This is a genomic window from Enterococcus sp. DIV1421a, assembly GCF_051711025.1.
Lineage (GTDB): Bacteria > Bacillota > Bacilli > Lactobacillales > Enterococcaceae > Enterococcus_B > Enterococcus_B hirae.
Genome location: NZ_JBIOLU010000001.1, coordinates 81576 through 95953, shown reverse-complemented (window position 1 = coordinate 95953; position 14378 = coordinate 81576). Strand labels below are relative to the sequence as shown.

Below are 14378 nucleotides of genomic sequence, written 5' to 3'. Positions count from 1 at the left end.
AACTTTTCTTCTTTCTGTCCCAATTATTCTATCTCTCATAACCAACATCAATTTCTTATCATTCCTCAACGAAGTTAAAAAGTTAAATGTTCTGGTTTATTGATTACTTATCTGTCGTACCCAACGGCGCCCTTAGGATTATTTATCCGGCTTACAAGATTTGGAGATGCTGTAGAATGCATTTTGACCTCCTGTGTGCCGCAGTTTCCTAAAATTCCTCTCAGTTCTTTTTTCTGACTATTACTCAACCTACCGTTATCTACCTTTCCATTCTCCACTTCTCCGTTATTAAACTTGCCATTATTCCCCACTTCATTACTTAATTGTCTAGCTTTTTTTTGATATATTGGGTTGTTTTGCAAGTCACCGATATTATTCAAATATGTAGGTCTAAACAAAGGCATGCCACCTGTTTTTTTGGTTTGAGAGGTATGTTGATCTAAACTGCCTGTTTTTCCTTCTATCTTGCTGACTAATATAGGATTTATCACTTCTAAATTTAAATTTGTTTCTTCTGGAGTTGCATCATCTTTTTTATCCAATAAACTACTTCTACTTGATTGTCCTTCTTCCACAGATAATCGTGGTTCCTGTAAGTGTTGATTTTCGGTTAACTTATCCGTTTCAAATACATTGTTTATTTTTGAAATAAGGGTGTTTATCTCCCTATTCGCTTTCTTCCAGTATTTTTTTTTATCATCCTGTTTTATGCTCTCGTAGCTCTCAGCAACAAATTTTAATTCTGACTTTGTTTCTTCAACATTTCCATTATACGTTTTTAATGTTTCTACTGCTTTTTTTTGAAACATATAATGTAATTTTCGTGGATCTTCCCCTACTCTTCGAGCATATTTTTCACAAAACTCTTGGAGGTCAATACCAACAAATCCGTTTATATCTCGCAATACACGATGATGAAGAGAAGTGTCCTCTATTTGAGCTGTTAATTCAGCTAATCCCACTTCCATTTGCTTTTTCAGCCGAGGATCTGTTTGTTCACTTGATTGTTTATCAAGTGTATTCTTCAGATTTTTCAAATCAGCTAATTCTTGTTCCAATTCTTGCTCATTTTTTGTAAGATATTCTTGATCTTGTTCATTTAATGTGTATTCATTTTCCTTACTGAGAATCATCTTACTATCTATGTTATGTATACCTGCTTTTTTTAACGTATTGCTTGTGCTGAGATCGTAATAATTATAGCTTTTTGTTGCGACTGAATTTTCCGCTTTTGTCATTAGGATAAAAACATTTCGTTTCAACCCTTTTTTCATTGCAATTTGGTAACGAACTTCTAGTAAATCTCGTAAATTTTCTTTAAAGCTTGGAGTGTCTATATACCCGTTTTGATACGCCGTAATAATCTCATCATATAATTTCTTTTTTGTTTTCCTCAAATCTTTTATTCCTAATTTTACATACTCACTTCGTTCTTTTGAAATTTCAGGAACAGCATTTTCTAAGTCATTTTTGTACTTATAGGCGTTAGCTTCTATCAAGCCATTATGTTCAAGTACCTGAAATATTTTAGAACAGAGTTCGGTTATCTTCTTCTTCGATTCATTCCAGGTTATTTCACTATCCGTTTTCTTTAATTCTTGATATTCTTTATCAATAGATTGCCGTTCACTGAAGTTAGTCCCCGACGTTTTTAAATGATCTGCCAGTGTCAATTGAAACGACCGATAGAGTCGTTGCGGATTTTCCCCTATTCTTGGAGCATATTTTTCACAAAACTCGCGCAGGTCAATACTAGAAACACGATCCACGTTTCTTACGACATAAAGATGAAGACGGACATCACGTAGTCGTCCTATAGTCCATTTAATAGACTCATTCAAACTAGAGGTTTCTTGCTTTCTTGATTGTTTAATCAACGAAGCAAGTGATTTATTGTACTTCTCTTCTAGTTGCTTTAGTTCCTTCTTATTTTTAGTATGAATGTCAAAGTCAAATGTTTTATGATTATAGCTTCTATGAGTTAAACGTTCTTTGCTATTTGTTATAAGTATATTTTTACTATCTATATCGTGTATCCTTGCTTTTTGTAAAGTTTTGCTTCGACTTAGATCGTAATAATCATAGCTATGTCGATCGTTTAGGTATTGTAATATTTTATACATTTCAGGTTGAAGTTTGTTATGCAAAATCTTAACTAAACTCCTTGCTTTTTCTAAATCTTTTGTTTCTAACTTCTTTATTTGCTTATAGAGCTTACCAATTTCTTTTAGATCTTTTTTTGATGGTTTAGCTAAATAATCTACTGATTGTTCTGGAGGGTCTGAGATTCCATTAGAAAGAGCAACTATTTTTTTTTTGTATGTTTGATTCAATGGTTGCCCTTCTACGCTTCGATCATCAAACAAATGATCTTTATGATACAAAGCGTGAACATCAATACCGAATTGTTTTTTAAGCTGATTTCTAGCAAGAATTTGGTATCGTATGTTTAACAAGTTACGTAATTTTTCTTTCGATTGATTGGTATCCAAATCCCCTTCTTCATAAGCTGGGATGATTTCTTTGTACAAATCTTCTTTCTCGTGTTTCAACTCTTTCATTGTTAGCTTACTATAGTCAACGATCATGGCTTGGTTTTCGTTAGCCCCAGCATTCTCCCATGGGTCTGCAGCTTGTTCAAACTCATCCTCAGAATCCGAACTATCGTCAAAAATTTGAGAGTAAGTAATAGGGTTATGGCTTGATGTTCCTAAATATGTATCTTCTTCAGTTTCCATAAAATAACTCTCCTTTCGTTAATAAACCTACTAAGTCCTTCACATTATATACTCAAAACAAGTGGTCCCTAGTCCATTTTTTTCTTTATTTTTAAAATTTAAGTTCTGTGATAGTAACAGAGGATTCAGTAAACTGATTGATCTATTTTAGAATTTACCCGTAGTACGCAAGCTTACCTGAGTCTTCCAATTAGGAACTCCAAAAATAAAATAACACAAATGATACATCCTGGCTGAATGCTTCTGTCACTCTTGATGCTTTATTTATCTATTAGTTAAAAAGAACGATCATTTCTAGTTACAGGTTTCGATCAACTATTAGAAAAACTATTTGTTGATGGTAAATTATACCGAAGGACCTTCTGATGATTGCTGGTTTTTTTGATAAAGTTCAGTCATTTTATTTTTGTAAATTTGATTTAAAGGTTGTATTGATTCTAAAGTTTGCTCCAAACTTGATTCTATAGCTGGTATAGAAAATAAAGACTCTTTTTGATAAAAAATGGAAATATCTACACCAATACTTTGTTCAAATTCTTTTTTTATTGCAAGTTGATATCTTATTTCCAACAAATTAGATAGATTTTCTTTAAATGTTTCGGTATTTACCTCCCCTTTTTTAGATAACGCAATAATAGTTTTATACAATTCTTTTTTTTGTTTGTTGCAATTGTTTTATTGTCATTTGATGATACTTGGTTCGGATCGCATTGCCTGCTCTTTAGGGATACCATCGTTTTTTTTATTTTCCATGGTGCTTACCTTGTCCTATTGATTGCTTATTTTCCATAAATTTTTTCTCCCTTCGCTCTTTCAGTCCCTATGTCATAGGTAAATTATAATGTTGTGGTGTCTTTTTTTTGTCCCTTACTTTTTTGTCTATTTATTCATAAAACTACCGACCCCCAGAAGTTAGTTTTTGAGCTAATCTTTAGGGATCGGTACAAAAATGATTTTAGATTCTTTAACTGTTTGTTTTACATGTTATAATTTAAATTAGACACTAGTCTCTCTTAATAAATCATTACTAGGCTTTCCTTTAGACGGATCAAATTGTTGATTTTGCGCATCCTGCTGTACTTTACTTTGTGCTCCATTTATTCTATTTAATAATCGTCCTTGGTCATTTTCTGGATTCATTCCCTTATTTTTATTCACTTCAGCGTAAAGGGGTTCTATTTTTTTCACAGGATCTGGTAAATACTCACGGCAATCTTTAATTCCTAAGTTCTTTAATGTAGGACACTCATTAATAGGGGTATTAATGTGATAAAATGGTTGTTCGATTAGCGTGTATTGATTAAGTAGCTTATCTATTTCTGGTAGTAGCTTTATGAACTCTTCATTCGCCCTTTTATATGATCCCTCTTTATCCAATCGTTTTATATAATTGACCTTATTAATAATCCAAGCTCTATCTTGAGCATAATCAACCTTTTTGGATTCTAAATAGTTCTTCGCTATTCTAGCCTTATATTGATCCATATTAAAAAATTCATTCAACTTCCCAACTGATACCGGGTCAGCACTCCTTGTCACATCCTGAAATCTTTTGCTAACCTCCTGTGTAAAATCATCCACCAGATCAGGACTTTTATCTTTTAATTGCGTTGCTGCTGTCTCCTGCCATGCATGAATAATTTTTTGGGGATCAACGTTGTTTCGCTCAGCAAATTTGTGACAAAATTTCTCATAGTCCATCCCAAGCATGTGTTCGATCGTTTTTCTAGTCTCAAGTTGATGATGGATGTCACGTAAGTTGCTTAGATTAGTGATGAATTCTTTTTCATGCACATCCTTATTTAGTGAAGTTTTAGCATTTTTAAAAAGCTTATAAAATTTAGTAACTTGTTTATTGAAAACCAATTCAAGTTCCTTTAACTCTTTTTTGCTTTGTTTAACGTACTGCAAGTTTTTAGTATCAGGTGACGGATAATTAAACTTTAATCGATTCGAAGCATCCAATATCTTCTCAACATTTCCCCATTTATGAAGACCGGCCTTTTTCAACGTTTTACTTTTACTCAAATCGTAATAATCATAGGTCGATAGGTTATTAGGTATATTTTTGTTCAATACTTCTACTATAAGTGGATAAATCTGTGCAGCTGATTCTCTTCCAGACAATGTTTGATTGGTATTAAATTGATGTTTCATTTTCTGATATAATTTAGCTCTTTTTTTCTTATTCTCATCTTTAGTATTGTCAGTTGTTACTTGTGGTATATTAGTTTTCGTTTGGTTTATAAAATTACTGATTGCATCATCATATTTGTTTATCATGTCTGGATTGTCTCTACCTAAAAATTTAGAATTATTTAAAATTTTTGTGAAATCAAAACCAACCTTTTGAATCAGTTCTTTTTTTATGGCGATTTTATAGCGAATATCTAGTAATCTCTCTACTTTTTCAGAAAATTCTTTTGTACCTACTTTATGTTCTTTAGATAACTGAATGATCTCTTTATATAGTTTTTGCTTTTCATTTCTTAAAGAGTTCATGGATTGCCAAAGTTCCGGTTTTGGACCTTGATCCCGGTTATTATCTACGACTTCATAATCATTATTAATATCCGCAACTTCATCATAGATGCTAAAAGATATTGAAGACGTGGTAGAAGCATTACTTGGACGAGGAGTTCGCCCCTCAGGATTCCCGTTCTTCCTATAACTGTCTACTTCATAATATTCAACTGGTTCGTCATACCCATTATCCTCAACAGCACTTGAACGAGAAGTTCGCTCCTCAGGATTCTCGTTCTCCCTATTGCCTACTTCACCATATTCAACTGATTCGCCATACACATGAGCAGCAACAGCACTTGAACGAGAAGTTCGCTCCTCAGGATTCTCGTTCTTCCCATAAATGCCTACTTCATCATATTCAACTGGTTCGTCATACCCATTATCCTCAACAGCATGATTTCCGTTTTGTCCTTGACTCGTAAGTTGGGAACTATGTATTGTGTTGTCCTCTGAACTGTTTTTTAGACTCTCTTGTTGTTTCTTTTGGAATTCTTTAAATTTCATTTTAACCACTTCTGCTAAACTAACCGAAGAGTTTTGGCTATTAGCACCAACACTTAAATCTTGCCTTCGAATTTGTTTTAAACCAAGTTGTTCCCTTACTTGATGTATCATGTGATATGTATTTAAAAAATTCTTTCTCTGAAATAATCGAGATTCTATTACTGCAGTGTCAGTCATTCCATCAGGAGCAATACCCTCGTCTTTTTTTAATAGGTTCAAATTGTTCTTAGTAGCTTCCCAACCTTCTTCAATTGAACTAATTAGCTGTTCTCTTTCATGCGGTCTAGCTTTCTTCAGTGATTCCACTCCATCACTAATACTTTTGTTATATGCTAGTATATCTTGTAAAATACCATCTGAATCTTGCTTTTTTTCGCTTACAGCACGTGTAAATAAACGTGCGCTTTTACTTGCTACTAGCCTTTCATCTGCCTTTAGTTTAGTTTTTATAGTATTCGGTATCATTTCAGTTAAGTTCATCACTGCTACTTCTAGTTTTTCTTTGGTTAATTGCTTATTGTCTTTCGATAACGTTTTCTTTGTTTCTTCACTTATTTTTTTATGAAATGTTTCGCTATCATAAAATCCTAGATTGTTAGCTATCGCTATAAGGTCTCCATGTATAGTCTCCAATGTTTCCTGATTATTTTCCATTAAAAAATCTCCCTCCGTTAAGTTAGTCCATATTGTATACTAAAATCCAATCATTCCTTTACCTATTTTTTCTTTTTTTTAAAATTTATGTTTCGCTTAGTAAAAATGTTCGACATTCGTACACATCGTCTAACTTAATATCTAGTCATTATTTTTCATATCTACTCTTCCAATATTTAGCTGAGTACTGAACTCGATTCGCATATTCATAAAACAAAATCATGAATTGAAGCATTCTATCCTACAAAAATGGCTCACCTTGAGTAGCTATGGTACGTTCTCAAATAATTAAACAACAGGTGTACTCACTAGCCGTATAAAATCCATCTGACTTCTTTATTTAAGGGTTGATTATCAGCTATTACCTAGATAAAGATTGTCCATTTGTCACAGTATTTTGGGAAATTCTATTTTTTTCTAACTCCGCACCTTGTTTTGCTCTATCACAAGCTTCGTTTATAGAACTCTTTGTTTCAAAAAACTTAGTTAACGCTTTGACATTTGTTTTTGGTACCAGTTGATTGGTTTTATTGTTATGTTTTTCTTGATCAACTTCTAGTTTCGAAGAAGTGTTTTCCGTAAGATCTGTTCTTGTTGGCTCAGGTTGCTCTAGCTTCTCCTTACTCGGTAATGTCAAACGGATGTTTTCTGTAAATTCTTTTTTTGCTGGCTCGGGTTGTTTTGGTTTCTCTCCGCTCAATAATTTCGAAGGATGATCGTCTGACGAGTTTTCTACTGTTTGTCCTACTGATATTTTCTGTGCCGTTAGTTTATTTAACATTAACTGGTTTAATACATTATCAAAGATTGATCGTTGCAGTTTTTGATCACCTTGTAGTTTTGAAGAATTATTTTCCGTAAGATCTGTTCTTGTTGGCATGGGTTGTTCTGGCTTCTCTCCGCTCAATAGTTTCGAAGGAGTGTTTTCCGTAAGATCTGTTCTTGTTGACTCGGGTTGTCCTGACTTCTCCTCACTCGGTAATATCAAAGAGGTGTTTTCTGTAAATTCTTTTTTTGCAGACTCTGCTGTTCTTTCTTGTGCTACTGGATTATTTAACTTTATTTGGTTTAATACATCAACGAATTTTCTTCTATGCTCTCCTTGATCAGAAGGTTTAGTTTCTGACGATTCCTTTGTTATTGGCACTGGTATTACTGTTGTTTGCTGTATGGGCAGGTTCTGTTGGAATATATTACCCATAGCATTTTTAAAATCTTTTTTCTCAGCTGCTGTCATAGCCATATACGATTTTGAACCGGTTGTTTCTCCCAATATGCTAGTTGAATTTCCCATCTTCGCACTCGATAGTATGGATGGATTATTGTTTGCCGAATTTTTTGCTGGGTCTGGTGTTACTATTTTTTGTTGTATGGGTAGTTTTTGTTGGAATATATTACCCATAGCGTTTTTAAAATTTTCTTTCTCAGCTGCTGTCATAGCCATAAACGATTTTGAACCGGTTGTTTCTCCTAATATGCTAGTTGGATTTTCCATCTTCGCACTCGATGGTATTGATGGATTATTGTTTGCCGAATTTTTTGCTGGATCTGGTGTTACTATTTTTGGCTGTATGGTTAGGGTTTGTTGGAATATATTACCCATAGCGTTTTTAAAAATTTTTTTCTCAGCTGCTGTCATAGCCATAAACGATTTTGAACCGGTTGTTTCTCCCAATATGCTAGTTGAATTTTCCATCTTCGCACTCGATAGTACTGATGGATTATTGTTTGCCGAATTTTTTGCTGGGTCTGGTGTTGCCTCATTTACTTCTCCCAGTATGCTGATTAAAGTATTCTGATCTAATTTTTCATTGCTCATATCATTTATTCTCCTTTCGCTCATTAGGTTCTATTATAAAGAAAAGAATCCTCTCTTTAGCAACAACTTTTTCTTTTTTATATACTTTATATTATTTCGATTGTTATTTTAAATAATAGTTATTTTATATTTCTATAAAATTGATCATTTAGCTACTTAGATACTAGTAATATCTTGTTACTGTTATTATTTTTTAGAGAGTTAAAACTCATAAAAAAATAAAAAAACGTTTCGTTTAGAGAAATATTTTTTCTCTAAACGAAACGTGTGAATGAAAGGTCTTTATTAATCATACACCACTTCATACAGATATAACCCTTCTGGATGAGCTGTGGGTCCTGCAGCATTTCGATCTTTTTTCGCAATGATTTCGGGTATACTATCCTCTGAAAGTCGTCCGTTCCCAATCTTCAGCAACGTACCGACAAGGATCCGAATCATCTTGTACAAGAAACCATTCCCACGAAAAGTAAATAACAACTCATCCCCGGCCTCATTGACTTCCATCTTTGCTTCATAGATCGTTCTTACTTTGTCCTCGATTGAACTTCCAGAAGCACAAAAAGAAGTGAAATCATGGGTACCTATTAAGTCAGGCAATGCTCGTTGAATTTTCGATAAATCAAGTGGATAGGGGAAATAACTTGCGTAATGCCGACGAAACGGACTGCGTGGTTTTCCAATATCGACCCGAAACTGGTAAGTTTTTTCTTTTACTAAATAGCGCGCGTGAAAATCATCTGAAACGATCTCAACGGCTTTAACTGCGATATCTTCTGGCGATTGCGTATCTAATGCAAAACGCATACGTTCTAAAGGTCGTTCTTCAGGGTAATCAAAATGGATCACTTGCCCCATCGCATGGACCCCTGCATCAGTACGGCCAGAACCAAAGACAGTGATCTCTTTTCCATTAGCCATTTTCTTTAGCGTTTTTTCCATTTCCTCTTGGACAGTACGACCATTTGGTTGCTTCTGAAAACCATTAAAATGGGTACCATCATAGGCAATAATTGCTTTATAACGTGTCATACTTTCACCTACTCATCAACTTCTTAAAAAGACTAATGCAATGGTCATCAAGACAAAAACAACAAGGACCATCGTATCTCGTTGATGCCAATGCAGTATGCGGTACTTTGTTCTTCCTTCACCACCTTGGTATCCTCTTGCTTCCATGGCAGTCGCTAAATCTTCTGCCCGGTTAAAACTGCTAACAAACAAAGGAATCAGTAAAGGAATAACTGCTTTCATTTTTTGGACTAGACTTCCTTCACCAAAATCAACCCCACGAGCTCGTTGTGCATTCATGATTTTCTCTGTTTCATCCATCAACGTTGGTACGAATCGTAGAGCAATCGAAAGCATCAACGAAATTTCATGCACCGGAAAGCGAACTGCTTTTAATGGGCGAAGTAAATACTCAATCGCATCAGATAATTCCAAAGGTGGAGTCGTTAATGTTAATAAGGTAGACATAAAAATGATTAGTACAAATCGGCAAAAAATAAACAGCCCATTCATTACACCGAACTCCGTAATATTGAAGATTCCCCAACTCCAGTAGGTAGCACCACCGCTAGTAAATAATACTTGGAGTGCCACTGTAAATAAAATCAACCAGATCAAAGGACGGATGCCTCGGATGAAAAATTTGAAATCTACCTTTGAGAGAAAGACAGCAAGTAAAGTGAAAACAGCTAATAACGCATAAGTCTGCCAATTATTTGCCAAAAAAATAATTCCAATAAAGTAGAAACTTGCTAATAACTTTGCTCGAGGGTCTAATCGATGGATCAAAGAATCTCCAGGCATGTATCGACCAAAAATTAATTTATTCATCATCAGGTTGTCCCCCTACTAATGCTACGAGCTGATCTGCTAATTCATCTGCAGTGATTGGAAGTTCGGAAAAAAGCGCTGTTCGACTATTCAGCTTTTCCGCAAATTCTGTCGCAGTCGGAACACCTAATTGCTTTTCTTTGAGCCAAGATAGATTTTGAAAAACTGCATGAGGTTGACCGCTATTTACAATCCTACCTTTTTCTAAGACATAAACATAATCAGCGTAATTTGCCACATCATCCATTAAATGAGTGACCAATACGATCGTAATTTTTTGTTCTTTGTGCAGTCGCCAGAACATATCCATCATTTCTTTTCGACCTTGAGGATCAAGTCCAGCCGTTGGTTCGTCTAATACTAGTACTTCCGGCTTCATAGCAAGTACACCTGCAATCGCTACTCGACGCATTTGTCCTCCTGATAATTCAAAAGGAGAACGCTCTAAGTAAGTTTCATCTAAACCAACTTGTGCTAATGTTTCTTTAGCTAAATCTCGTGCATCTTCCTCACTGACACCAAAGTTCTTTGGTCCAAAAGCAATATCTTTTGCTACCGTTTCTTCAAATAATTGGGCTTCAGGAAACTGAAAAACAATACCTACTTTTTTACGAATGGGTTTTAAGTTTTTATTATTCGTATCGGGCTTGATTTGTCGATCGCCAATATGTACGATCCCGCTGGTAGGTTTAATCAACGCATTCAAATGTTGCAGTAAGGTTGATTTCCCACTTCCAGTATGCCCGACTAAGGCTGTGTAGCTATTTTCTTTAATCATTAAATCAATATCAAATAATGCACGTTGTTCGAATGGTGTGTTTGGTTGATAGGTGAAATCTACTTTTTCAAAACGGATGTCCATAACCATTCCACCATCCTTTCTTCTGTCATATATTCACTAGGAACATCAATTCCTCGTTGCTTCAAGGCGCTTTTCAATTTTTCAGGAAAAGGAAGATCTAACCCTAAATTGATCAATTCTGGGCCAGCAGAAAAGATTTGTTCTGGTGTGCCTTCATTGACTAATTCTCCTTGTTTCATCACTAATATCCGATTGGCATTTGCTGCCTCATCGATATCATGAGTGATAGATATGACGGTCAAATTACTTTCATCCTTGATTTTTTTAATCGTGGAAATCACTTCTTCACGACCTTCTGGATCAAGCATACTAGTAGCTTCATCTAAGATAATAATATCTGGACGTAGAGCTACGACTCCAGCAATGGCTACTCGTTGTTTTTGTCCACCAGAAAGTCTTGCTGGTTCACGTTTGGCAAAATCGATCATACGTACCTTTTCTAGCGCATCTTGTACACGGATCACCATTTCTTCTCTAGGTATACCTTGGTTCTCAAGACCAAAAGCAACATCATCTTCAACAGTAGATCCAACAAATTGGTTGTCTGGATTTTGGAAAACCATTCCAACCATTCGACGGATCGACCAGATATTTTCTTCATTAAGTGTTTGATTGCCAACTTTCACAATACCAGACTCTGGTAGAAGCAACCCATTGATTGTTTTTGCAAGTGTTGATTTCCCTGATCCATTATGTCCGATGATTGCGATCCACTCACCTTGCTTGATGGTAAATGAAATGTCTTTTAATGCTGGACGAGGGTCATCAGGTTGATATTTGTAATTAATCTTTCCTAATTCAATTATTGGCTCCATAATTACTCCTTCTCCATCCTAAGTTCCTACTAACACTATCAAAAAACACCTGATTTTTCAATTGTTTCCGTTTTAATTAAAGTGTTTTTTTACACCTTCAATTAGATGTCTTGACAGGTAATTGAAGGTACAAAAAAACACTTTATGATGAGTGCATACTCCCCAAACCGATAGATTTGGGGAGTAGCGCTGAGCTAGACTCGGAAGAGTTAACTTCCAACATCATAACACTCTAAAAGAATCATCTATAAAGTGATGTTATTAGTGTGATTTTAGACAAGTTCTAAGACAACCATTGGTGCACCATCACCGCGTCTTGGTTCTGTCTTCAAGATACGAGTGTAGCCACCTTGACGTTCAGCATAACGAGGTGCAATATCATTAAATAGTTTTTGTAAAGCTGATTCAATGACGATGTCCTCATTTTCTTCACGTACGCTAGCAACTTCATTACGTACAAAAGCCGCAGCTTGACGACGTGCATGTAAGTCTCCACGTTTGCCTAAAGTGATCATTTTTTCTGTAGTTGAGCGAACTTCTTTCGCACGAGCTTCAGTAGTCACAATACGTTCGTTAATTAATAAGTCAGTTGTTAAATCACGCAACATCGCTTTACGTTGGCTAGATGTGCGTCCTAGTTTACGATAACTCACGTTGGTTTCCCTCCTTCGTAAAAGGTTTTAATCTTCCTTACGTAAACCTAAACCTAAGTCGTGTAATTTAGCTTTCACTTCTTCTAATGATTTACGTCCTAAGTTACGGACTTTGATCATTTCTGGCTCAGATTTATTTGTAAGTTCTTGTACAGTATTGATTCCTGCACGTTTCAAACAATTATAAGAGCGAACAGACAAGTCTAATTCTTCAATTGTCATTTCTAACATTTTTTCTTTTTGTGTTTCTTCTTTTTCGACCATGATTTCAGCATTTTTAGCTTCATCAGTTAGGTTTACAAAGATGTCTAAATGTTCTGTCATGATTTTTGCAGATAAACTCATTGCTTCCAACGGTTCGATTGAACCATCTGTCCAAATCTCCATCGTCAATTTATCAAAATCTTCACGGTGTCCAACACGAGTGTTTTCTACTTGGTAGTTCACACGACGAACTGGCGTGTAGATTGAATCGACTGGAAGTACACCAATTGGCATATCTTCTTTTTTGTTTTCATCTGCTTGAACATAACCACGTCCTGGCTTCACTGTTAAGCGAGCGTGGAACGTAGCTCCTTCAGAGACGCTACAGATGTACATATCTTTGTTAAGAATTTCTACCTCACTATCAACGATAATATCGCCAGCAGTTACTGTAGCAGGTCCGGTAATATCGATTTCAAGGGTTTTTTCTTCTTGACCATACATTTTAAGTGCTAAGCCTTTAATGTTCAAGATGATTTGAGTGACGTCTTCTCTTACCCCTTTAATGGTAGAGAATTCATGCAGTACACCATCGATTTGAATATTAGTGATGGCAGCACCTGGCAAAGAAGATAATAAAATACGACGTAGGGAATTCCCTAAAGTAGTCCCATATCCTCTTTCAAGAGGTTCAACGATGAACTTGCCATAATCTTTTTCTTCATCAATTTTTGCGATTCTTGGTTTTTCGAACTCAATCATTCTTATCTTTACCCCTTTCAAAACGAAAAGTGTCTTGTTCAATGACGTTACTAATAGAACTCAAAATGAGCGGCACTCATTAAACACGACGGCGTTTTGGAGGGCGGGCACCATTATGAGGAACTGGAGTCACGTCACGAATTGCAGTCACTTCTAAACCTGTAGCTTGTAATGAACGAATTGCTGCTTCACGTCCAGAACCAGGTCCTTTAACTGTTACTTCAACAGTTTTTAATCCGTGTTCCATTGCTGCTTTTGTAGCTGTTTCTGCTGCCATTTGAGCGGCAAAAGGAGTTGATTTTTTGCTTCCTTTGAAGCCTAATGAACCAGCTGATGACCACGCTAATGCATTCCCGTGAGTATCAGTGATCATGATGATAGTGTTGTTGAATGTAGAATGGATATGTGCAATACCTGCTTCTATATTCTTTTTCACACGGCGTTTACGATTCACTTTTTTTGCTGCCATGAAGTTCTAACCTCCTTCACTTAAGAATTATTTTTTCTTGCCAGCGATAGCGCGAGCTGGACCTTTACGAGTACGTGCATTGTTTTTCGTGTTTTGTCCACGAACAGGCAATCCACGACGATGACGGATTCCACGGTATGAACCGATTTCCATCAAACGTTTGATGTTTAAGTTCACTTCACGACGAAGGTCACCTTCAACTTTTAATTTATCTACTTCTGCACGGATAGCATCTGTTTGTTCATTCGTTAATTCACGAACACGAACATCTTCAGATACACCAGCATCAGCTAAGATTTTTTTAGCAGTAGTGTTACCAATACCATAGATATAAGTAAGAGAAACTACTACACGTTTATCACGAGGAATATCTACTCCTGCAATACGAGCCATATTTATTGCACCTCCAATTATCCTTGACGTTGTTTATGTTTTGGATTTGCTGGGCAAATCACCATAACGCGTCCTTTACGACGAATTACTTTACAATGTTCGCACATTGGTTTTACTGATGGTCTTACTTTCATGAT

General features: G+C 35.6%; 13 protein-coding genes. All 13 read right to left on the bottom strand.

The genetic code is table 11. The features are described from left to right. Positions 1-107 precede the first annotated feature (107 nt). The 13 genes from IGK21_RS00495 to rpmJ all read right to left on the bottom strand — a co-directional run bounded on the left by IGK21_RS00495 (position 108) and on the right by rpmJ (position 14375). Positions 108-2738, bottom strand: a complete 2631-nt coding sequence (locus IGK21_RS00495; protein ID WP_252703148.1) for a hypothetical protein — start codon at positions 2736-2738, stop codon at positions 108-110. A gap of 345 nt (positions 2739-3083) precedes the next feature. Further along, positions 3084-3386 carry a hypothetical protein gene (locus IGK21_RS00490; protein WP_034698620.1) on the bottom strand — a complete coding sequence of 101 codons (303 nt, stop codon included), beginning with the start codon at positions 3384-3386 and terminating at the stop codon, positions 3084-3086. Positions 3387-3734: 348 nt separating this feature from the next. Beyond that, entirely contained in the window at positions 3735-6422 is a 2688-nt protein-coding gene (locus IGK21_RS00485; protein ID WP_181914743.1) for a hypothetical protein, read from the bottom strand. A 361-nt stretch (positions 6423-6783) separates the two neighbouring features. Then, positions 6784-8241, bottom strand: coding sequence for a hypothetical protein (locus tag IGK21_RS00480; RefSeq protein ID WP_252703149.1), 1458 nt, complete (start codon positions 8239-8241; stop codon positions 6784-6786). A 285-nt stretch (positions 8242-8526) separates the two neighbouring features. Next, complete coding sequence (gene truA, locus IGK21_RS00475) at positions 8527-9273, bottom strand: tRNA pseudouridine(38-40) synthase TruA (protein WP_010720434.1); 747 nt, start codon at positions 9271-9273, stop codon at positions 8527-8529. A 15-nt stretch (positions 9274-9288) separates the two neighbouring features. After that, a complete protein-coding gene (locus tag IGK21_RS00470; protein ID WP_010720435.1) occupies positions 9289-10086 on the bottom strand; it encodes an energy-coupling factor transporter transmembrane component T family protein in 798 nt (265 codons plus the stop codon). Further along, a complete protein-coding gene (locus tag IGK21_RS00465; protein ID WP_034697740.1) occupies positions 10076-10945 on the bottom strand; it encodes an energy-coupling factor ABC transporter ATP-binding protein in 870 nt (289 codons plus the stop codon). The genes IGK21_RS00470 and IGK21_RS00465 overlap by 11 nt, the downstream gene beginning before the upstream one ends. Continuing rightward, positions 10921-11760 (bottom strand): energy-coupling factor ABC transporter ATP-binding protein, encoded by an 840-nt coding sequence (locus IGK21_RS00460; RefSeq protein WP_034697737.1) that lies wholly within the window; start codon positions 11758-11760, stop codon positions 10921-10923. Before IGK21_RS00460 ends, IGK21_RS00465 begins: the two co-directional genes overlap by 25 nt. Positions 11761-12032: 272 nt before the next feature. After that, on the bottom strand, positions 12033-12413 hold the full coding sequence (gene rplQ / locus IGK21_RS00455) for a 50S ribosomal protein L17 (RefSeq protein ID WP_005880733.1): 381 nt from the start codon (positions 12411-12413) through the stop codon (positions 12033-12035). Between the two features lie 27 nt (positions 12414-12440). After that, the gene (locus IGK21_RS00450; RefSeq protein WP_005880735.1) at positions 12441-13379 is read right to left on the bottom strand and encodes a DNA-directed RNA polymerase subunit alpha; all 939 of its coding nucleotides are present in this window, start codon (positions 13377-13379) and stop codon (positions 12441-12443) included. Positions 13380-13458: 79 nt separating this feature from the next. Then, a complete protein-coding gene (gene rpsK / locus IGK21_RS00445) occupies positions 13459-13848 on the bottom strand; it encodes a 30S ribosomal protein S11 (RefSeq protein ID WP_002288714.1) in 390 nt (129 codons plus the stop codon). A gap of 27 nt (positions 13849-13875) precedes the next feature. Beyond that, positions 13876-14241, bottom strand: a complete 366-nt coding sequence (rpsM, locus tag IGK21_RS00440) for a 30S ribosomal protein S13 (RefSeq protein WP_002288713.1) — start codon at positions 14239-14241, stop codon at positions 13876-13878. A gap of 17 nt (positions 14242-14258) precedes the next feature. Beyond that, positions 14259-14375, bottom strand: a complete 117-nt coding sequence (gene rpmJ, locus IGK21_RS00435; protein ID WP_002288710.1) for a 50S ribosomal protein L36 — start codon at positions 14373-14375, stop codon at positions 14259-14261. Positions 14376-14378 lie beyond the last annotated feature (3 nt).